The organism is Mesorhizobium sp. M3A.F.Ca.ET.080.04.2.1, assembly GCF_003952525.1.
GTDB lineage: Bacteria > Pseudomonadota > Alphaproteobacteria > Rhizobiales > Rhizobiaceae > Mesorhizobium.
In genome coordinates, this window is sequence record NZ_CP034451.1 from 4140247 (window position 1) to 4159372 (window position 19126).

19 protein-coding genes, 1 other RNA gene and 1 pseudogene are annotated in these 19126 nt (G+C 62.8%); 16 read left to right on the forward strand and 5 right to left on the reverse strand.

The features are described from left to right. Positions 1-3 precede the first annotated feature (3 nt). From EJ074_RS19685 to EJ074_RS19735, 11 genes and pseudogenes are all read left to right on the forward strand, one after another. Complete coding sequence (locus tag EJ074_RS19685; protein WP_095804736.1) at positions 4-1005, forward strand: 4-hydroxyproline epimerase; 1002 nt, start codon at positions 4-6, stop codon at positions 1003-1005. 423 nt (positions 1006-1428) lie between these two features. Continuing rightward, entirely contained in the window at positions 1429-2331 is a 903-nt protein-coding gene (locus EJ074_RS19690) for a branched-chain amino acid ABC transporter permease LivH (RefSeq protein WP_095804735.1), read from the forward strand. Positions 2332-2334: 3 nt separating this feature from the next. Then, entirely contained in the window at positions 2335-3726 is a 1392-nt protein-coding gene (livM, locus tag EJ074_RS19695) for a high-affinity branched-chain amino acid ABC transporter permease LivM (protein WP_095804734.1), read from the forward strand. Beyond that, a pseudogene (locus EJ074_RS19700) lies at positions 3726-4850 on the forward strand (ATP-binding cassette domain-containing protein); the annotation flags it as partial. The gene livM and the pseudogene EJ074_RS19700, both read left to right, overlap by 1 nt. A 32-nt stretch (positions 4851-4882) precedes the next feature. Beyond that, entirely contained in the window at positions 4883-5611 is a 729-nt protein-coding gene (locus EJ074_RS19705; RefSeq protein WP_095804732.1) for an ABC transporter ATP-binding protein, read from the forward strand. Between the two features lie 16 nt (positions 5612-5627). Further along, on the forward strand, positions 5628-5975 hold the full coding sequence (locus EJ074_RS19710; RefSeq protein ID WP_095804731.1) for a DUF6867 family protein: 348 nt from the start codon (positions 5628-5630) through the stop codon (positions 5973-5975). A 139-nt stretch (positions 5976-6114) separates the two neighbouring features. Beyond that, complete coding sequence (locus EJ074_RS19715; protein WP_095804730.1) at positions 6115-7233, forward strand: branched-chain amino acid ABC transporter substrate-binding protein; 1119 nt, start codon at positions 6115-6117, stop codon at positions 7231-7233. A 176-nt stretch (positions 7234-7409) separates the two neighbouring features. Further along, positions 7410-10868: a pyruvate carboxylase gene (gene pyc / locus EJ074_RS19720; RefSeq protein ID WP_095804729.1), complete on the forward strand. Its 3459-nt coding sequence runs from the start codon at positions 7410-7412 to the stop codon at positions 10866-10868. A gap of 213 nt (positions 10869-11081) precedes the next feature. Next, positions 11082-11342 carry a DUF2312 domain-containing protein gene (locus EJ074_RS19725; RefSeq protein ID WP_095804728.1) on the forward strand — a complete coding sequence of 87 codons (261 nt, stop codon included), beginning with the start codon at positions 11082-11084 and terminating at the stop codon, positions 11340-11342. Between the two features lie 21 nt (positions 11343-11363). Then, positions 11364-11804, forward strand: coding sequence for a hypothetical protein (locus EJ074_RS19730; protein ID WP_095804727.1), 441 nt, complete (start codon positions 11364-11366; stop codon positions 11802-11804). 4 nt (positions 11805-11808) lie between these two features. Beyond that, positions 11809-12108 carry a hypothetical protein gene (locus EJ074_RS19735; RefSeq protein WP_095804726.1) on the forward strand — a complete coding sequence of 100 codons (300 nt, stop codon included), beginning with the start codon at positions 11809-11811 and terminating at the stop codon, positions 12106-12108. A gap of 73 nt (positions 12109-12181) precedes the next feature. Here EJ074_RS19735 and msrB read toward each other — a convergent pair whose 3' ends face one another. From msrB to EJ074_RS19755, 4 genes are all read right to left on the reverse strand, one after another. Next, positions 12182-12586 (reverse strand): peptide-methionine (R)-S-oxide reductase MsrB, encoded by a 405-nt coding sequence (gene msrB, locus EJ074_RS19740; protein WP_095804725.1) that lies wholly within the window; start codon positions 12584-12586, stop codon positions 12182-12184. A gap of 92 nt (positions 12587-12678) precedes the next feature. Next, the gene (locus EJ074_RS19745) at positions 12679-13869 is read right to left on the reverse strand and encodes a VWA domain-containing protein (RefSeq protein ID WP_095804724.1); all 1191 of its coding nucleotides are present in this window, start codon (positions 13867-13869) and stop codon (positions 12679-12681) included. Between the two features lie 6 nt (positions 13870-13875). Continuing rightward, the gene (locus EJ074_RS19750; RefSeq protein WP_095804723.1) at positions 13876-14322 is read right to left on the reverse strand and encodes a GNAT family N-acetyltransferase; all 447 of its coding nucleotides are present in this window, start codon (positions 14320-14322) and stop codon (positions 13876-13878) included. A 92-nt stretch (positions 14323-14414) separates the two neighbouring features. Then, positions 14415-15254 carry a MoxR family ATPase gene (locus EJ074_RS19755; RefSeq protein WP_095804722.1) on the reverse strand — a complete coding sequence of 280 codons (840 nt, stop codon included), beginning with the start codon at positions 15252-15254 and terminating at the stop codon, positions 14415-14417. A gap of 112 nt (positions 15255-15366) precedes the next feature. On the opposite strand from EJ074_RS19755, the gene ssrS reads away from it, so the two are divergent. The 5 genes from ssrS (at position 15367) to EJ074_RS19780 (ending at position 18573) form a co-directional block, all read left to right on the forward strand. Continuing rightward, positions 15367-15522, forward strand: a non-coding RNA gene (gene ssrS, locus EJ074_RS19760) — 6S RNA. Positions 15523-15653: 131 nt separating this feature from the next. Further along, the gene (locus tag EJ074_RS19765; RefSeq protein WP_095804721.1) at positions 15654-16238 is read left to right on the forward strand and encodes a 5-formyltetrahydrofolate cyclo-ligase; all 585 of its coding nucleotides are present in this window, start codon (positions 15654-15656) and stop codon (positions 16236-16238) included. An 86-nt stretch (positions 16239-16324) separates the two neighbouring features. Next, positions 16325-16750: a DUF3592 domain-containing protein gene (locus tag EJ074_RS19770; protein WP_165349977.1), complete on the forward strand. Its 426-nt coding sequence runs from the start codon at positions 16325-16327 to the stop codon at positions 16748-16750. Between the two features lie 95 nt (positions 16751-16845). Further along, on the forward strand, positions 16846-17670 hold the full coding sequence (locus EJ074_RS19775; RefSeq protein ID WP_129553659.1) for a YmdB family metallophosphoesterase: 825 nt from the start codon (positions 16846-16848) through the stop codon (positions 17668-17670). A gap of 135 nt (positions 17671-17805) precedes the next feature. Then, positions 17806-18573, forward strand: coding sequence for a TerC family protein (locus tag EJ074_RS19780; protein WP_095804718.1), 768 nt, complete (start codon positions 17806-17808; stop codon positions 18571-18573). Between the two features lie 49 nt (positions 18574-18622). Here the strand turns inward: EJ074_RS19780 and EJ074_RS19785 are convergent, their stop codons facing one another. Further along, positions 18623-19105 carry an SRPBCC domain-containing protein gene (locus tag EJ074_RS19785; protein ID WP_095804717.1) on the reverse strand — a complete coding sequence of 161 codons (483 nt, stop codon included), beginning with the start codon at positions 19103-19105 and terminating at the stop codon, positions 18623-18625. Positions 19106-19126 lie beyond the last annotated feature (21 nt).

Consider the following 19126-nt stretch of genomic DNA (forward strand, 5'->3'; position numbering starts at 1 on the left):
ATCATGGCCAAGCAAACCTTCTTCTGCATCGACGGCCACACTTGCGGCAATCCGGTCAGGCTGGTCGCCGGCGGCGGGCCGCCGCTGCTGGGCGCCACAATGATGGAGCGGCGGGCGCATTTTCTGGCCGAGTATGACTGGATCCGCACCGGGCTGATGTTCGAGCCGCGCGGCCACGACGTGATGTCGGGCTCGATCCTCTATCCGCCGACGCGCGGGGACTGCGACATCGCCATCCTCTTCATCGAGACATCCGGCTGTCTGCCGATGTGCGGACACGGAACGATCGGCACGGTGACGATGGCGATCGAGCACGGGCTGGTGAAGCCGAAGACGCCTGGTGTGCTCAGGCTGGACACGCCGGCCGGCCTCGTCGTCGCCGAATACAAACAGGTCGGCGACTACGTCGAGGAAGTGCGCATCACCAACGTGCCGTCGTTCCTCTATGCCGAAGGGCTGACGGTCGAATGCCCGGTGCTTGGCCAGATCAGCGTCGACGTCGCCTATGGCGGCAATTTCTACGCCATCGTGGAGCCGCAGAAGAACTACCGTGACATGGCCGACTACTCGGCCGGCGACCTCATCGCCTGGAGCCCTGTGGTGCGCCAGCGCCTCAACGAGAAATATTCCTTCGTCCATCCGGAGAATCCCGGCATCAACCGGCTGTCACACATGCTGTGGACCGGCCGGCCGAAACATGCCGAGGCCGATGCGCGCAACGCCGTCTTCTATGGCGACAAGGCGATCGACCGCTCGCCTTGCGGCACCGGCACTTCGGCGCGCATGGCGCAACTGCACGCCAAGGGCAAGCTCAAGGAAGGCGACAGCTTCGTCCATGAATCGATCATCGGCTCGCTGTTCAAGGGCAGGGTGGAAAAGGAGGTCAGCGTGGCCGGCAAGCCGGCGATCATCCCTTCGATCGGCGGCTGGGCGCGCATGACGGGTTTGAACACCATTTTCATCGACGAGCGCGATCCGTTCGCGCACGGGTTTATCGTCGCTTGACGTCCCGATGGACTGGCCGGTGCTCGGCAGCCGGTGTCGCGGCCACTCACGGCCAGGCGATGCCCCTGCTTGCCTGGCCGCCACATGGCAGAATCCTGCCCTTGCGGAAGCAGTCGGGGCGGGCAACGGAACCCTGTCAGGGGCGCAAGGAATCGCCTCATCACCTACTTTTGACGGCGATTTCTTCGAAAGGCGGCGCATGATGCGCCTGAATCGTCAAAGACATTGCGTTGTGCCAATGCTAGGGTCCGCCATAGTCCAGGGGGTCGGGTGCAAGAAAACGAACGATCGTAAGGCGGGCGTCGGAAACATGTCGCGTGATCGAAAAATCACGTTGCAATCCGGGCTCGAAACTTTACGACTAGGGGAAATACGAAAAGGGACGCGCCCTTAAGGGCGACGTTCCAGGGGAGCCGCATAAATATGCAGTATTTCGTCCAGCAGCTTATCAACGGGCTGACGCTGGGATCGATCTATGGGCTGATCGCGATCGGCTACACGATGGTCTACGGCATCATCGGCATGATCAATTTCGCGCATGGCGACATCTTCATGGTTGGGGCCTTCGCGGCCCTCATCGTCTTCCTCATCCTCGGCGCGATTTTCTATTCCGTCCCGGTCGTGGTCGCGCTTCTGATCATGATGATCGTGGCCATGCTGCTCACCAGTCTTTACAACTGGACGATCGAGAAAGTGGCCTACAGGCCGTTGCGCGGCTCGTTCCGGCTGGCGCCGCTGATCACAGCCATCGGCATGTCGATCGCTCTGTCCAACTTCGTGCAGGTCACGCAAGGTCCGCGCAACAAGCCGATTCCGCCGCTGGTCAGCCAGGTCTATTCCTTCGACGGAATCAGCGTCTCGCTGAAGCAGATCATCATCGTGCTGGTGACGATCGTGCTGCTGGCGATCTTCTGGTACCTGGTCAACCGAACGGCGCTTGGCCGCGCGCAGCGCGCCTGCGAACAGGACCGCAAGATGGCGGCCCTGCTCGGCATCGACGTCGATCGTACCATTTCCATCACCTTCATCATGGGCGCGGCGCTCGCGGCGGTCGCCGGCACGCTGTTCCTGATGTATTATGGCGTGGTGGTGTTTTCCGACGGCTTCGTGCCGGGCGTGAAGGCGTTTACGGCGGCCGTGCTCGGCGGCATCGGCTCGCTGCCCGGCGCTGTGCTCGGCGGGCTTCTGATCGGCTTCATCGAAAGCATGTGGTCGGCTTATTTCTCGATCGACTACAAGGACGTCGCCGCCTTCTCGATCCTGGCGATCGTGCTGATCTTCCTGCCCTCCGGCATTCTCGGCCGGCCTGAAGTCGAAAAGGTCTGAGCCATGGCCGTTACCGTGTCTCCGGCGAGCGACAGCGTCGCAACTCCCATCCAGCGCGCATTTCGCGAAGCGCTCTATGCCGGCGCGATCGCGCTCGGGCTGTTCGTGCTGTTCATCGGTCTGAGGACCGACCAGAACATCAACAACGAACTGATCCTGGTGCAGCGCTGGGGTCTGCTCGCGCTGGTGGTGATCCTCACCGCGGCCGGACGCTTCCTCTATGTCGGATTCGCTCAGCCGGCGATGGAGCGGGCCAAGGTCGAGAAGGCCAAGGCGCCCGCGGTCACCGTCGAGCCCGGCTTCGTGCGGCGCAACTTCAACAAGATCGGCGTCGTCGTGCTGCTGATCTATCCGGTCGCCATGGTGCTTCTGTTCGGCTTCCAGGGCTCGCTGAAATGGGTCGACAATTTCGGCATTCAGATCCTGATCTACGTGATGCTGGCCTGGGGACTCAACATCGTCATCGGTTTGGCTGGCCTGCTCGACCTCGGCTACGTCGCCTTCTACGCCGTCGGCGCCTATGCCTATGCGCTGCTCGGCACGCATTTCGGCCTGTCGTTCTGGATCCTGCTGCCCGCCGCCGGCTGCATGGCGGCCTTCTGGGGCGTCATGCTCGGCTTCCCGGTGCTGAGGCTACGCGGCGACTATCTGGCGATCGTCACGCTCGCCTTCGGCGAGATCATCCGTCTGGTGCTGATCAACTGGCGTGAGGTGACCAACGGCTCGGCAGGCATCTCCGGCATCCCGAAAGTCTCCTTTTTCGGACTGATGTCGTTCAACGTCTCGGACCCGAACTACATCGCCAAGGTTCTCGGCATCGCCCAGTCGGGCGCCTACTACAAGATCTTCCTCTACTATCTCATCCTGGGACTCTGCTTCCTCACCGCGTTCGTCACCATCAGGCTGCGCCGCCTGCCGGTGGGCCGCGCCTGGGAAGCCTTGCGCGAGGACGAGATCGCCTGCCGATCGCTCGGCATCAACACCACCACCACCAAGCTGACGGCGTTCGCCACCGGCGCCATGTTCGGCGGCTTCGCCGGCTCTTTCTTCGCCGCGCGCCAGGGCTTCGTCAGTCCGGAATCCTTCGTCTTCCTGGAATCGGCGATCATCCTCGCCATCGTCGTGCTCGGCGGCATGGGCTCGCTGGGCGGTATCGCGGTGGCGGCACTGGTGATGATCGGCGGCACCGAGATCCTGCGCGAGCTGGGCTTCCTCAAGGTGCTGTTCGGTCCGGACTTCACGCCGGAACTCTACCGCATGCTGCTGTTCGGCATCGCCATGGTCGTCGTCATGCTGTGGAAGCCGCGCGGCTTCGTCGGCAGCCGTGAGCCGACAGCCTTCCTCAAGGAGCGAAGAGCCGTCTCAGGCTCCTTCACCAAGGAGGGCCACGGCTGATGAACGCGCAACCTTCCATCAGCGACGTCATCCTGCAGGTCGAGCATCTGTCGATGAAGTTCGGCGGCCTGATCGCCATCGGCGACCTGTCGTTCCAGGCCAAGCGCGGCGAGATCACCGCGCTCATCGGGCCGAACGGCGCCGGCAAGACCACGGTGTTCAACTGCATCACCGGCTTCTACAAGCCGTCGGAAGGCATGATCACGCTCAGCCGGCGCGACGGGTCGAGCTACCTGCTCGAGCGCCTGCCCAATCACGAGATCCCGGCGCGCGCCAAGGTGGCGCGCACCTTCCAGAACATCCGCCTGTTCTCGGGCATGACTGTGCTGGAGAACCTCCTGGTCGCCCAGCACAACAAGCTCATGAAGGCTTCCGGCTACACCTTCCTTGGCCTGTTCGGCTTTTCCAGTTACCGGCAGGCCTCGGCCGAATCGATCGATCTCGCCAAGCACTGGCTGGAGAAAGCCAATCTCGTCGACCGCGCCGACGACCCGGCCGGCGACCTGCCTTATGGCGCGCAGCGGCGGCTCGAGATCGCACGCGCCATGTGCACCGGCCCCGAGCTTCTGTGCCTCGACGAGCCGGCCGCCGGCCTCAATCCGAAGGAGTCGGCCTCGCTCAACGAACTCCTGATGGACATCAAGGACAACACCGGCACCTCGATCCTGCTCATCGAGCACGACATGTCGGTGGTCATGCAGATCTCCGACCACGTCGTGGTGCTGGAATACGGCCGCAAGATATCCGACGGCAATCCGCAGTCGGTCAGGACGGACCCGCGCGTGATTGCCGCCTATCTCGGCGTCGACGACGAAGAGGTCGAGACGGTGCTGACCGAGGTCGGCGACGAGGACGTCATCGAGCAGCTGGATACCGGGCCGGATGCGGCGCACGGGCCCGGCAGTTCCGCCTCGATGATGGCGGGACCGGTTTCCGATACCGTCGAACACGCGGACGAAGGCGAACGGGTCACGGTATCGAAAGGCGCCTCGAAAGCGGCTCAGGTCGATGCACGCGCAAGTTCGGCAAGGACCAAACCGGCCGCGCAGGCCGGGAAGCCCGCTGCGAAGGCGAAGACCTCGGCCACCAAGTCCACCTCGCCGGCCAAGCCGGCGACGAAATCCTCGACAGCCAAGCCGCGCGGAGGGCGCAAATAATGGCCGGGACAGCGCTGCTCGACATCAAGGGCGTCGAAACCTATTACGGCAACATCCGGGCGCTGAACGGCGTCAATGTCAGCGTCAACGAGGGCGAGGTGGTGGCGCTGATCGGCGCCAACGGCGCCGGCAAGTCGACGTTGATGATGACGATCTTCGGCGCCCCGCGTGCGCGCACCGGCACCATCACCTTCGCCGGCACCGACATCACGCAGTTGCCGACGCACGAGATCGCACGGATGCGCATCGCCCAGTCGCCGGAGGGACGGCGCATCTTCCCGCGCATGACGGTGATGGAAAACCTGCAGATGGGCGCCAGCCTCGACAACCTCAAGCATTACGACGAGGACGTCGAGAAGGTCTTTTCGCTGTTCCCGCGGCTGAAAGAGCGCATCGGCCAGCGCGGCGGCACGCTGTCGGGCGGCGAGCAGCAGATGCTGTCGATCGGCCGAGCGCTGATGGCACGGCCGAAGCTGCTGCTGCTCGACGAGCCGTCGCTGGGTCTGGCGCCACTGATCGTCAAGCAGATCTTCGATGCCATCCGCGAGCTGAACAGGACGCAAGGGCTGACCGTATTCCTGGTCGAGCAGAACGCCTTCGGCGCGCTGAAGCTCGCCAATCGCGGCTATGTCATGGTCAACGGCAATGTGACGATGAGCGGCTCCGGCAAAGAGCTGCTCGCCAATCCGGAAGTGCGCGCCGCCTATCTCGAGGGCGGCCACCACTGAGTTCAGGAGACTCATCATGCAGGGCATTCTCTACGAGGAAGCCTCGATCTGGCAGTTCCTGTTCGTCACCTGCCTGCTCGGCGGCTGGGCGGCATGGATGACCGGCAAGGCGAGCGCGCAAACCTGGCGCAGCTTCTTTCAGCTGTTCCTTTACATGCTCGGGCTCGGCATCGGCATAAGGTTCATCCACCACGCGCTGTTCGACGGCACGATGTTCTCGCTGCATTACTATATCGTCGACACGATTGTGCTGACCATACTGGGTTTCCTCGGCTACCAATACACGCGCACCAATCAGATGGTGACACAGTATAATTGGCTCTACGAAAGAGCTTCCCTCTTGAGCTGGAAACCGAAAGGTTGATGTTCACGATTAGCGCCGCTTCAGGGATGAATTCGGCGTGACAAGTGCCTGAAAATCGGCAAACTGTGCTTTCTGCGATAAGGGTGGGCATCGCATGAAAGTGTCATCCACGCCCACTCCGTAAATGGGAGCGTACTAAATGAAAAAATCTCTCTTGTCCGCCGTGGCCCTGACCGCGCTCGTCGCGTTCACCGGCAGCGCGTGGGCCGACATCCTGATCGGCGTTGCCGGTCCGATCACCGGCCCGAACGCCGCCTTCGGCGCGCAGTTGCAGAAGGGCGCAGAGCAGGCCGTCGCTGACATCAACGCGGCCGGCGGAGTCCTCGGCCAGCAGCTCAAGCTGAGCGTCGGTGACGACGTGTCGGATCCGAAGCAGGGTATCTCGGTCGCCAACAAGTTTGTCGCCGACGGCATCAAGTACGTCGATGGCCACTTCAATTCCGGCGTCTCAATTCCTGCGTCGGAAGTCTATGCCGAGAATGGCATCCTCGAGATCACGCCTGCCGCGACCAATCCGAAGTTCACCGAACGCGGCATGTGGAACACATTCCGCACCTGCGGACGCGACGACCAGCAGGGCAAGGTTGCGGGCGACTATGTCGCCAAGAACTTCAAGGACGCCAAGATCGCGCTCATCCACGACAAGACACCTTATGGCCAGGGCCTCGCCGACGAAACCAAGAAGGCGCTCAACGGCAATGGCGTCAAGGAAGCCATGTATGAAGGCATCAATGTCGGCGACAAGGACTTCTCGGCGCTCATCGCCAAGATGAAGGAAGCCGGCGTCACCGTCGTCTACTATGGCGGCCTGCACACCGAGGCCGGCCTGATCATTCGCCAGCTCGCCGACCAGGGCCTCAAGGCCCAGTTCATGTCCGGCGACGGCATCGTCTCGAACGAACTGGCTTCGATCGCTGGCGACGCCGTCCAGGGCACGCTGATGACCTTCGCTCCCGATCCGCGCAAGAACCCGAACGCCAAGGAGCTTGTCGAGAAGTTCCGCGCCGCCGGCTTCGAGCCGGAAGCCTACACGCTCTACTCCTACGCCGCGATACAGATCATCGCAGCGGCTATCACCAAGACCGGCTCCGCCGATGATGCCCAGAAGGTCGCCGACACCATCAAGTCCGGCGGGCCGTGGAAGACCGCCATCGGCGACATCGGCTATGACGCCAAGGGCGACATCACTCGTCCGGACTACGTCATGTACACCTGGAAGAAGGGCGACGACGGCAAGTACTCCTACTTCGAGCAATAAGCCCGGCAATAGGCCGGAGACCAGAAATGCCCGGTGCGTCGCGCCGGGCATTTTTGTTTTGGCGCAAACAGAGGATTTAAATCGTTTTAGGTGTCGCGCGATTTTGTTTGCGCTGCAGCATTTTCACGTTAATCATGCGCCGGTCCACCCAACCTTCCGCTGCTGGAGCCCAGTCCTTGGCCATCACGAAGATCCTCGTCGCCAACCGGTCCGAAATCGCCATCCGCGTCTTTCGCGCGGCAAACGAACTCGGGCTCAAAACCGTGGCGATCTGGGCCGAGGAAGACAAATATTCGCTGCATCGCTTCAAGGCCGACGAGAGTTATCAGGTCGGACGCGGACCGCATCTTGCCAAGGACATGGGGCCGATCGAAAGCTACCTGTCGATCGACGAGGTAATCCGCGTCGCCAAATTATCGGGCGCTGATGCCATCCATCCGGGCTACGGCCTGTTGTCGGAAAGCCCGGAATTCGCCGAGGCTTGCGCTGGCGCCGGCATCACTTTCATCGGGCCGAAGCCGGAGACGATGCGCCGGCTCGGCAACAAGGTCGCCGCGCGCAATCTGGCGATCGAGGTGGACGTGCCGGTGGTGCCCGCCACCGAGCCGCTGCCGGACGACATGGACACGGTCAAGAAGCTTGCCGCCGAGATCGGCTACCCGGTGATGCTGAAGGCCTCGTGGGGCGGCGGCGGACGCGGCATGCGCGCCATCCGCGCGGAAGCCGACCTGGCGCGCGAGGTGATGGAAGGCAAGCGCGAAGCGAAGGCGGCCTTCGGCAAGGACGAAGTCTATCTCGAGAAGCTGATCGAGCGCGCCCGCCATGTCGAGGTGCAGGTGCTTGGCGACACGCATGGCAACGCCGTGCATCTGTTCGAACGCGACTGCTCGATCCAGCGTCGCAACCAGAAGGTCGTGGAGCGCGCCCCGGCTCCCTATCTCAGCGAGGAACTGCGCCAGGAACTCTGCGGCTATGCGCTGAAGATCGCACGCGAGACCAGCTATATCGGCGCCGGCACGGTCGAGTTCCTGCAGGACGCCGACACCGGCAAGTTCTATTTCATCGAAGTCAACCCGCGCATCCAGGTCGAGCATACGGTCACCGAGATGGTGACCGGGATCGACATCGTCAAAGCGCAGATCCACATCCTCGACGGCTTTGCCATCGGCACGCCGGAATCGGGCGTGCCGGCGCAGAAGGACATCAGGCTCAACGGCCACGCGCTGCAGTGCCGCATCACCACCGAGGATCCGGAGCAGAATTTCATTCCGGATTACGGCCGCATCACCGCCTACCGCGGCGCGACCGGGTTCGGCATCCGCCTCGACGGCGGCACCGCCTATTCGGGCGCGGTCATCACCCGCTTCTACGATCCGCTGCTGGAAAAGGTGACGGCGTGGGCGCCGACGCCGGCCGAGACGATCGCGCGCATGAACCGGGCCCTGCGCGAATTCCGCATCCGCGGCGTGGCGACCAACCTCACCTTCCTCGAGGCGATCATCAACCACCAGAGCTTCGCCGACAATTCCTACACGACCAAGTTCATCGACACGACGCCGGAGCTGTTCGAGCAGGTGAAGCGGCAGGACCGCGCCACCAAGCTGCTCAATTATCTGGCCGACGTCAGCGTCAACGGGCATCCCGAGACACGCGGGCGGCCGATGCCCAAGGTCGATGCGGCGGCCCCGGTCGTGCCCTATCTCAACGGCAACATTCCCGACGGCAGCAAGCAGAGGCTCGACGCGCTCGGGCCGCAGAAGTTCGCCGCCTGGATGCGCGATCAGACCCAGGTGCTGGTCACCGACACGACGATGCGCGACGGACATCAGTCGCTGCTCGCCACGCGCATGCGCACCTATGACATTGCCGGCATCGCCGGCACATATGCGCGGGCGTTGCCGCAGCTGCTGTCGCTGGAATGCTGGGGCGGCGCCACCTTCGACGTCGCCATGCGCTTCCTCACCGAGGATCCGTGGGAGCGTCTGTCGCGGGTGCGCGAAGCCGCGCCCAATCTGCTCCTGCAGATGCTTCTGCGCGGCGCCAACGGCGTCGGCTACACCAACTACCCCGACAACGTGGTGCAGCATTTCGTCCGCCAAGCGGCGGCCGGCGGCGTCGACCTGTTCCGCGTCTTCGACTGCCTGAACTGGGTCGAGAACATGCGCTTCGCCATGGACGCGGTGGGCGCCGAAGGCAAGCTGATCGAAGCGGCGATGTGCTACACCGGCGACATACTCGATCCGGCGCGCGCCAAATACGACCTCAAATATTACGTCGGGCTGGCGAAGGAACTCGAGGCCGCCGGCGCCCACATCATCGCCGTCAAGGACATGGCGGGGCTGTTGAAGCCGTCGGCGGCGCGCGTGCTGTTCAAGGCGCTGCGCGAATCCACCGACCTGCCGATCCATTTCCACACGCATGACACGTCCGGCCTCTCGGCGGCGACTGTGCTGGCGGCGGTCGAGACAGGCGTCGACGCCATCGACGCAGCGATGGACTCCTTTTCAGGCAACACCTCGCAGCCCTGTCTCGGCTCGATCGTCGAGGCGCTGAAGGGCACCGAGCGCGATCCCGGCCTCGATCCGCAATGGATCCGCCACATCTCGTTCTACTGGGAAGCGGTGCGCAACCAGTATGCCGCCTTCGAGAGCGACCTCAAGGGGCCGGCCTCGGAAGTCTATCTGCATGAGATGCCCGGCGGCCAGTTCACAAATCTCAAGGAGCAGGCGCGCTCCCTGGGACTGGAAACACGCTGGCACGAGGTGGCGCAGGCCTATCACGACGTCAACCTGATGTTCGGCGACATCGTCAAGGTGACGCCGTCGTCCAAGGTGGTGGGCGACATGGCGCTGATGATGGTCAGCCAGGATCTCGCGGTCGCCGATGTCGAGAATCCCGCAAAGGACATCGCCTTTCCGGATTCGGTCGTCTCGATGCTGCGCGGCGATCTCGGCCAGTCGCCGGGCGGCTGGCCGGCGCCCTTGCAGAAGAAGGCGCTTAAGGGCGAAAAGCCAATCACCGTGCGGCCGGGCTCGCTGCTGAAGGCAGCCGACCTCAAGGCCAGCCGCAAGGAGATCGAAGAGAAGCTCGAGCGCAAGCTCAGCGAATTCGAATTCGCCTCCTGGCTGATGTACCCGAAAGTGTTCACCGACTTCGCCGCCGCGCAGGAGACCTACGGCCCGGTCAGCGTGCTGCCGACGCCGACCTATTTCTACGGCATGAAGTCGGAAGACGAGATTTTCGTCGACATCGAGAAGGGCAAGACGCTGGTCGTGCGTTGCCAGGCGTTCGGCGATGTCGACGAAAAGGGCATGGTCACCGTCTTCTTCGAGCTCAACGGCCAGCCGCGCCGCGTGAAGGTGCCGGACCGCGCGCATGGCGCCTCTGCCGCCAAGGCGCGGCGCAAGGCGGAGCCAGGCAACGAGGCGCATGTCGGCGCACCGATGCCGGGCGTGGTCTCGGCGCTTGCCGTTGCTGCCGGCCAGCCGGTGAAGGCGGGCGACGTGCTGCTCTCGATCGAGGCGATGAAGATGGAAACCGCGCTCCACGCCGAGCGCGACGGCGTGGTCGCCGAGGTGCTGGTCAAGGCCGGCGACCAGATCGATGCCAAGGACCTGCTGATCGCGTTTGCCTGAGACAAGCTGTTTCAGGGCAGGCTGCCCAACGAAATCGCTTGGCCGCGACGAGTGGGTTCGGCCGGGGGCATAGTCGATGTCAGCACCGCCCTCGCAAGAAATTGGCGTTTCATGCCGCACCAATAACGGCTTGACCCGCAGCGCCCGCTCGGGCATCGAACCCGCTCCAATTTGCCGCCAGAGTCGCGGCGCTGAAACGACGCGGAGAGAAAAATGGCCGACGAAATTACCGAGACCAGCCAGACTGTAGCCGCCGGCCAGCTGCGCGCCATCATCGAGCGCATCGAGCGGCTCGAGGAAGAGAAGAAGACGATTTCCGACGACATCAAGGACGTCTATGGCGAGGCCAAGGGCACCGGTTTCGACACCAAGGCGATCCGCACCATCATCCGGCTGCGCAAGAAGGACCAGGCCGAGCGCCAGGAGGAGGAGTCCATCCTCGACCTGTACAAGGCCGCGCTCGGCATGGTCTAAGGCTCGCGGCCGAGGCCGGCCATGAGCGAGTTCGACTTCGGCGGCCGCCGCGCCTCGGAGTTCCGGCACCGCGGTTTCTGGGGGCTGTTTTCGGAACGGCACCCAGAGGAGCGCGCTCGGCTGGCTAGGCGCGGTCCCTGGTTCTGGCAGCGCGGGCTGCCTGAATTCGGCTTGGTGCTTTCCATGTATGTCGCGCCCAGCGAGAACGTCGTCGGCGTCTTCTTCGGGCGCAACGAAAAGCTTGGCGCGACGGAAGTCTGGACGCGGCTGAAGCCGGTCCAGCCAGCGATCGAGGCGCGGCTGAAGCTCAGGCCGGAGCAGAGCGCACAGAATCTCGGCATCAATTCGCAGTGGCGGGTCAATTGCTTTGCCGAGGACAACTGGCCGGCCATGACCGATTGGCTGGTTACGGAATGCTCTCGCTTCGAGCGCGCCGTCACTGAAGTTCTGAGGCAGGGATAGGCCGATGCTGGCGGATTTCTTTCGCTCGCGCTGGCAAGGCAAAGTGCCGCTCGACCGGCTGTTCTGGCGCGACATGTTGCTGGTCGGCACCGTAATCAACATCGTGTCGTCCGCGGTCGCGCTCGTCCTGCTCGGATCGAAGCTGCCGCTGTGGCTGGTGCTCTCGGTGCATTTCCTCCCCGTGCCGTACAACATCTTTCTCGCTCTTGCCGTCTGGCGGATGGCAGAGAAGACAGCCGGCGCCAAAGCATCGCTGACGATGCTGGGCTCGGCGCTCTGGCTGATCGCGACGGTGGTTGTCTGACCGGCGCCCGGTGCCGCGCAAACAAAAAAGGGCGGCCGAAGCCGCCCTCTGGCTGACGATCGAAGCGACGCCTTCAGGCCGCCGGCTCGAATCGCAGCGCTACGCCGTTGATGCAGTAGCGCAGGCCGGTCGGCGGCGGGCCGTCTTCGAAGACATGGCCGAGATGGCTGCCGCAGCGCGAGCAATGGCATTCGGTCCGAACCATGCCGTAGCTGCGGTCGACGGTCGTCTCGATCGAACCCGGGACAGGATCATTGAAGCTTGGCCAGCCGGTGCCGCTCTCGAACTTCAGCTTGGATTCGAACAGCGGCTGATCGCAGCCGACGCAGTAGAAGGTGCCGGCGCGCTTCTCGTAAAGCAGGGCGCAACTGCCCGGACGCTCGGTGCCGTGATTGCGCATGACGGCATATTGCTCCGGCGTCAGCCGGGCGCGCCACTCGGCGTCGCTGCGGGTAACGGGATAGGCGTGGGTGTCCATGAGATCTCCTCGGCCTTGGCGGCTCGTTGTCGGTTGCAGCCCGTATTCGTCGGAAGATAGGCCTTTGTTACAGGCGCTGCCAGGGAAAGCGGTCAGTGCCTGCGCGACAGCTGCTTCGTCGCCGCCTCAAGCCCGGCCAGCGTCAGCGGGAACATGCGGCCGCCGAAGATGTCGCCGATCAACTGGATCGAGTGGGTGTAGCGCCAGTTCTTCTCGCCTTCCGGGTTGAGCCACACCGCGTTAGGCCACTGCTGCAACAGTCGTGCCAGCCAGACGCTGCCGGCCTCCGGATTCCAGTGCTCGACCGAGCCGCCGGGATGAACGATCTCGTAGGGGCTCATCGAAGCGTCGCCGACGATGATGACCTTGTAGTCCGGCCCATATTTGTGAAGCAGGTCGAAGGTTGGGATCGTCTCGGCAAGCCGGCGGCGATTGTCCTTCCAGACGCGCTCATAGAGGCAGTTGTGGAAGTAGAAATATTCGAGCTGCCGAAATTCGGCGCGTGCGGCCGAGAACAGCTCCTCGACGCCGCGGACATGGTCGTCCATCGAGCCGCCGACATCGAAGAACATCAGAAGCTTTACCGCGTTGCGCCGTTCCGGCCGTGTCTTGACGTCGAGATAGCCATGCTCGGCAGTGGCGTGGATGGTGCCGGGCAGATCGAATTCTTCCTCGGCGCCTTCGCGCACCCAGCGGCGCAGCCGCTTCAACGCCACCTTGATGTTGCGCGTGCCGAGTTCGACCGTGTCGTCGAAGTTCCTGAACTCGCGCTTGTCCCAGACTTTCACCGCGCGGCGATGCCGGCTCTCATGCTGGCCGACGCGCACGCCTTCCGGGTTGTAGCCATAGGCGCCGAAGGGCGAGGTGCCGCCGGTGCCGATCCATTTCGAGCCGCCTTGATGGCGCCCTTTCTGTTCCTCGAGCCGCTTCTTCAGCGTCTCCATCAGCTTGTCGAAGCCGCCCAATGCCTCGACCAGTTTCTTCTCCTCGTCGGTCAGGTGCTTTTCGGCCAGCCGGCGCAGCCATTCCTCGGGGATGTTGGCGACATCGACGGCATCCGGGCCGGAAAGCGCCTCGACACCCTTGAAGACATGCGCAAAGACCTGATCGAATCGGTCGATATGGCGCTCGTCCTTCACCAGGACCGAGCGGGCAAGGTAGTAGAAACCCTCGACATCATAATCGACGAGCCCTGCTTCCAGGCCTTCCAGCAGCGTCAGATATTCCCGCAGCGAAACGGGAATCCGCGCAGCCTTCAGCTCGAGGAAGAAGGGAATGAACATGGTTGTTTATAGCAGATCGTACTCGATGAAGCCCGTGCGACGCGCGACATGGTCGTAGAGCCGGCGCGCGGTGGCGTTGGTTTCGTGCGTCATCCAGTAGACGTTCTTGACGCCGATCTTGCCGGCCTCGTCCTGCACCGCTTTGATCAGGGCGGCGCCGACGCCCTTGCCGCGCACTTGCGGGTCGGCGAACAGGTCCTGCAGATAGCAGTTGTTGAGCTGCGACCAGCAGGAGCGGTGATAGAGATAATGGGTGATGCCCACGGCCTTGCCACCGAGCGTGGCAATGAACCCCTTCGGCTCGAATTCGCCTGCCGTGAACAGCCGTTTCCAGGTCTGGTCGTAGACTTCGTCCGGCAGCCTGGTCTCGTAGAAGGTGAGATAGGCGGTCCAAAGCCGCCGCCAGTCGGCGTGGTCGGACTGGGCGAGCGGACGGATGGCGATCTCGGACATTTCTTCTCCCTCGATGCTTTGCTTCCGAAGCTGCGGCCTCGGCCGATTGTCGGCAACGGTCCACAGCTCGGGAAAGTGCTGTTGCTGCGGGCCTATTGCTGGCGTCTGGCCATGAAGGCCAGGCGCTCGAACAAATGCACGTCCTGCTCGTTCTTCAGCAGCGCGCCGTGCAGCTTCGGCAGCATGTTCTTTGGGTCGGCGCGCAGGTCCTCCGGCGCGATGTCGTCGGCGACGAGCAGGCGAATCCAGTCGAGCGCTTCCGAGGTCGACGGCTTCTTCTTCAGCCCCGGCACTTCGCGGATTTCGTAGAACTGTGTCAGTGCGGCCCGCACCAGGTTCTGCTTGATGCCGGGATAGTGCACATCGACGATGCGATGCAGCGTCTCGACGTCGGGGAAGCGGATGTAATGGAAGAAGCAGCGGCGCAGGAAGGCGTCCGGCAGCTCCTTCTCGTTGTTGGAGGTGATGATGACGATCGGCCTGAAAGCGGCGCGGATCGTCTCGCCTGTCTCATAGACGAAGAATTCCATCCGATCGAGCTCCTGCAGGAGATCGTTGGGGAATTCGATGTCGGCCTTGTCGATTTCGTCGATCAGCAGCACGACTTTCTTCTGGGCAGCGAAGGCGTCCCACAGCTTGCCGCGCTTGATGTAATTGGCGATGTCGTTGAAGCGGTCGTCTCCCAATTGGCTGTCGCGGAGCCGCGAGACGGCGTCGTATTCGTAGAGGCCCTGCTGCGCCTTGGTGGTGGACTTGACGTTCCATTCGATGAAGTCCAGTTCGAGCGCGGCCGCGACCTGGCGGGCAAGTTCGGTCTTGCCGGTGCCGGGCTCGCCCTTGACCAGCAGGGGCCGCTCCAGCGCGATCGCGGCGTTCACCGCAACCATCAGATCCTTGTCGGCGACATAGGCCGCAGTGCCTTCGAAACGCATTCTGTCTCCTGTCCGTGCGGCGGGACCGTAAGGAGCGATGCGCATGCGCGCAAGGCTTAACGGTCGCTCCGTTTCTCTGGCGCTGGGGCAAGCATGGGCCTATATTGGCATTGGCGGTCTGCGCTTCCCGGCAGGAGAAACTTATCCCCGGGGCCTTATCGATCCTTAGGGAGCTGTCCCTGGGAAGACCCGTGGGTTTTCTCACACGGCGCCCACCTACTTTGTAGGCACCCGGGATCGACCTCTCCACCGGTTGTGTGGATCGTCACCTCCCGAAAGATTCAAGCGGTTCCGGTGCTCCTCTGATTGACCGCGACGTCAACTCCAGGCCCTGGACCGGTTTTCCTTGACCTGCGTCCGAAGTTGGGATTTTCCTGCGGCGCCGCAAACGAGTTCCGCATGACCTCATCCAAGGAATTGAAAAAGCAGCTTCGCAAGGAGGCGTTGGCGCGCCGGGATGCGCTCGACGAATTCTGGCGGGTGGAAATCGCGCTGGAAATGGCCGAGACGGCGCGCGACCAAATCGCCGTCGAGCCCGGACAAGTCGTCTCCGGCTTTTGGCCGATGCGCTCCGAGGTCGACGTGCGGCCGCTGATGTTCGCGTTGCGTGAAAAGGGCGCCAGGCTCTGCCTGCCGGCGATCCTCGACAAGACCACGATTGTCTTTCGCGAGCTGGTGCGCGGGGCGCCGATGGTCGACATGGGCTTCGGCACGGTCGGGCCGCATGCAGAGGCCGAAGTGCTCGATCCATCGCTGATGCTGGTGCCGCTTGCCGCTTTCGACGCGCGCGGCCACCGCATCGGCTACGGCGCCGGCTACTACGATCGCGCCATCGCCAAGCTGGCCGACAAGGGAATGACACCGAGGCTCATCGGCATTGCTTTCGACTGCCAGGAAGTGGCGATGGTTCCGGAAGAGAACCACGATGTCATCATCTCGGAAATACTGACCGAGAGCGGGTTGCGAAGGTTCGGCGACCAATAAATATCCCAGCCGCTTAACGTCATTCTAAGACATGCCCAGATAATGTTTCGCTGTGACAATCCAAGTCGATGGCGGCTATGCGTTTAATGCGGTTCCTCCTGATGCCGTTCGCTTTGATCGCGGCAGTACTGTTTATCATGGGACTGCACATTTTCGGGACAGGCTTCTATCACCAAGCCTTCTGGATTCAGACGGTCGCTACCGTGACAGAGGTCGTTCCGTACACTGAAGTGCACAAAAAAGGCTTCACCACCGACGGCATCAATGTTGCCGTTGCCTATCTCGTTGGCGACACGCCGATGACTTGGTCCGGAAAGGGAAAGATTATCGGTCTTTATAGCGTGAACCCAGGCGACAAGGTTGAATTGTACTACGACCCTGCCGATCCGTCGAACCTCGATACTGCCGCAATGAAGGGCTGGCGCGGCGGGTTGTTGCTGCTTGCCAGTACCGCCGGTTTCGTCGCCTTCTACGTCTGGTTATTCTGGCTGCGAGCCCGGCGTGCGCACTAGGGGCTGTTTATGAGGGCAGCGCGTCGCTTCGGCCCGCGTTAAAACCAATCGCGGTGCCGCTTGCCTAGCGTCCATGGCTCTAGATAGAAGTGGGCATGAGACTTCTTTTCCTCGGCGACATGGTTGGCAAGACGGGACGCACGGCGGTGTGGGAACAACTGCCGGGGCTGATATCGGACTTCAAACTCGACTTCGTCATCGTCAACGGCGAGAACGCCGCTGGCGGCTTCGGCATCACCGAAGCGATCTTTCGCGAGACGATCGCCGCCGGCGCAGACGTCGTCACCACCGGCAACCATGTCTGGGATCAGCGCGACGCGCTGGTCTTCGCGCCGCGCGAGGAGCGCTTCCTGCGCCCGTCGAATTTTCCCAAGGGAACGCCGGGGCGTGGCTCGGGCGTCTATATCGCCCGCAACGGCGCGCGGGTGCTGGTCGCCAATATCATGGGGCGCGTCTTCATGCATCCCGAGCTCGACGATCCGTTCCAGGCCGGCGAGCGCGAGCTTGCCGCCTGTCCGCTCGGCGAGCAGGCCGATGCGGTTGTCATCGACTTCCATGCCGAGGCGACCTCGGAAAAAATGTGCTTCGCGCATTTCGTGGACGGCCGCGCCAGCCTGGTGGTCGGCACCCACACGCACCAGCCCACCGCCGATCATCAGATCCTCAATGGCGGCACCGCCTATATTTCGGACGCGGGCATGTGCGGGGATTACGATTCCTCGCTCGGCATGGACAAGGAGGAGCCGCTCAACCGGTTCCTGTCGAAAGTGCCGAAGGGCCGATTCGAGGCGGCGAGCGGGCCGGCGACGCTGTGCGGCGTCGGGGTCGACCTTTCCGACCGCACGGGGCTTGCGGAGAAGATCGCGCCGTTTCGTCGCGGGCCGCGGCTGGAAGAAACTGCCCCATCTTTCTGGTCGTAATATTGATATGGGCGCCAGCAATACCTAACTGGCGACGAAACCCGCGAAAACTGCTCCACAAAATTTTGTTTCTACGCAATTCCGGACGGGAAACCGCGACTGCAATTGCTCTAGATCTTAAGAGGGGACGACTTCATGCAGCTGATCGAGTTTCTGGCGCCGCACCTTGCCTTTGTCTCCGACCCGACCGCATGGATCGCGCTGCTGACGCTGGTGGTGCTGGAGGTCGTGCTCGGCATCGACAATCTGATCTTCATTTCGATCCTGACCAACAAGCTTCCGGAAGCGCAGCGCGCCCGCGCCCGCAGGCTTGGCATCTCGGCGGCGCTGATCATGCGGCTGGTGCTGCTCGCCACCATCTCGATCATCGTGCAACTGACGACGCCGGTGTTCACCGCGTTCGGGCACGGCTTTTCCTGGCGCGACCTGATCCTGATCGCCGGCGGGCTGTTCCTGGTCTGGAAGGCGACCAAGGAAATCCATCACACGGTCGACCCGCAGGACCATCAGGACACGATGATGGGCGAGACGCTGCACATGAGCCTGGCCGGCGCGATCTTCCAGATCCTGCTGCTCGACCTGGTCTTCTCGATCGATTCGATCATCACTGCCGTCGGCATGACCGACGAGATCGGCATCATGTATATCGCGGTGATCGTGGCGGTAAGCGTGATGATGCTGGCGGCCGGACCGCTTGCCAATTTCATTGCCAGGAACCCAAGCATCGTGATGCTGGCGCTGGGCTTCCTGCTGATGATCGGCATGACGCTGATCGCCGACGGCATGGGCTACCACGTGCCCAAGGGCTACATCTATGCCGCCATGGGGTTCTCGGCGCTGGTCGAGGGGCTCAATATGCTGGCAAGGCGACGCAGGAGGCAGAAGGCCGGCGGCGAGCATTGACTAAGCCAACCTGGCCGCCAGCCGAGTGGCTATCCCTGCTGGCCCGGGTTCATCTGCTTTCCGACGTCGGCAACTCACCGCGCATCTCGCTGGGGTAGAACCCTTCACGCAGGTTGATGCCGTATTCGAGGTAGGCCTTCATGCAAGACAGCATTTGCGACCAGCCTTCGCAATTGCCGTAGGATGATTTGCGGCCAGCCTCATCGTCGCGCCATCCGCTTTCGGCGATGGTAACGAAAGTGCCGCCGTCATCCAGAGCTTCGAAGCTCATCTCGATGCTGGTCTTGTAGGCCGGCACGACGCCGGGGCCGCTGCCATCCCAACGCAACACGATGCGCTTGTTGGGAACCACTTCCTCGACCTCGACCGGCACCGTCTTCCACCATGTCACCGTGGTGCCGGCAACGAGCGGGGCGCTTGCGCCGCCGAGGGTCGTAAAATATCCGCTGAGCTTGGTCGGATTGACGACCGCGTCGAAGACTTCGGCGACCGGTTTGCCGATACGCCCGGAAATCTTGAATCCAAGAGACATATCCACAGCTCCCTTTCTTGC

What these genes read in the sequence shown, in the direction of transcription:
- EJ074_RS19685 (WP_095804736.1), top strand. Translation starts at nt 4, where the DNA reads ATGGCCAAGCAAACCTTCTTCTGCATCGACGGCCACACTTGCGGCAAT.
- EJ074_RS19730 (WP_095804727.1), top strand. Translation starts at nt 11,364, where the DNA reads ATGAGCGAGTTCGACTTCGGCGGCCGCCGCGCCTCGGAGTTCCGGCAC.
- EJ074_RS19780 (WP_095804718.1), top strand. Translation starts at nt 17,806, where the DNA reads ATGCAGCTGATCGAGTTTCTGGCGCCGCACCTTGCCTTTGTCTCCGAC.
- EJ074_RS19755 (WP_095804722.1), bottom strand. Translation starts at nt 15,254, where the DNA reads ATGCGTTTCGAAGGCACTGCGGCCTATGTCGCCGACAAGGATCTGATG.
- EJ074_RS19745 (WP_095804724.1), bottom strand. Translation starts at nt 13,869, where the DNA reads ATGTTCATTCCCTTCTTCCTCGAGCTGAAGGCTGCGCGGATTCCCGTT.
- EJ074_RS19770 (WP_165349977.1), top strand. Translation starts at nt 16,325, where the DNA reads ATGCGGTTCCTCCTGATGCCGTTCGCTTTGATCGCGGCAGTACTGTTT.
- EJ074_RS19725 (WP_095804728.1), top strand. Translation starts at nt 11,082, where the DNA reads ATGGCCGACGAAATTACCGAGACCAGCCAGACTGTAGCCGCCGGCCAG.
- EJ074_RS19785 (WP_095804717.1), bottom strand. Translation starts at nt 19,105, where the DNA reads ATGTCTCTTGGATTCAAGATTTCCGGGCGTATCGGCAAACCGGTCGCC.
- EJ074_RS19705 (WP_095804732.1), top strand. Translation starts at nt 4,883, where the DNA reads ATGGCCGGGACAGCGCTGCTCGACATCAAGGGCGTCGAAACCTATTAC.
- msrB (WP_095804725.1), bottom strand. Translation starts at nt 12,586, where the DNA reads ATGGACACCCACGCCTATCCCGTTACCCGCAGCGACGCCGAGTGGCGC.
- EJ074_RS19775 (WP_129553659.1), top strand. Translation starts at nt 16,846, where the DNA reads ATGAGACTTCTTTTCCTCGGCGACATGGTTGGCAAGACGGGACGCACG.
- EJ074_RS19710 (WP_095804731.1), top strand. Translation starts at nt 5,628, where the DNA reads ATGCAGGGCATTCTCTACGAGGAAGCCTCGATCTGGCAGTTCCTGTTC.
- EJ074_RS19750 (WP_095804723.1), bottom strand. Translation starts at nt 14,322, where the DNA reads ATGTCCGAGATCGCCATCCGTCCGCTCGCCCAGTCCGACCACGCCGAC.
- livM (WP_095804734.1), top strand. Translation starts at nt 2,335, where the DNA reads ATGGCCGTTACCGTGTCTCCGGCGAGCGACAGCGTCGCAACTCCCATC.
- EJ074_RS19765 (WP_095804721.1), top strand. Translation starts at nt 15,654, where the DNA reads ATGACCTCATCCAAGGAATTGAAAAAGCAGCTTCGCAAGGAGGCGTTG.
- EJ074_RS19735 (WP_095804726.1), top strand. Translation starts at nt 11,809, where the DNA reads ATGCTGGCGGATTTCTTTCGCTCGCGCTGGCAAGGCAAAGTGCCGCTC.
- EJ074_RS19715 (WP_095804730.1), top strand. Translation starts at nt 6,115, where the DNA reads ATGAAAAAATCTCTCTTGTCCGCCGTGGCCCTGACCGCGCTCGTCGCG.
- EJ074_RS19690 (WP_095804735.1), top strand. Translation starts at nt 1,429, where the DNA reads ATGCAGTATTTCGTCCAGCAGCTTATCAACGGGCTGACGCTGGGATCG.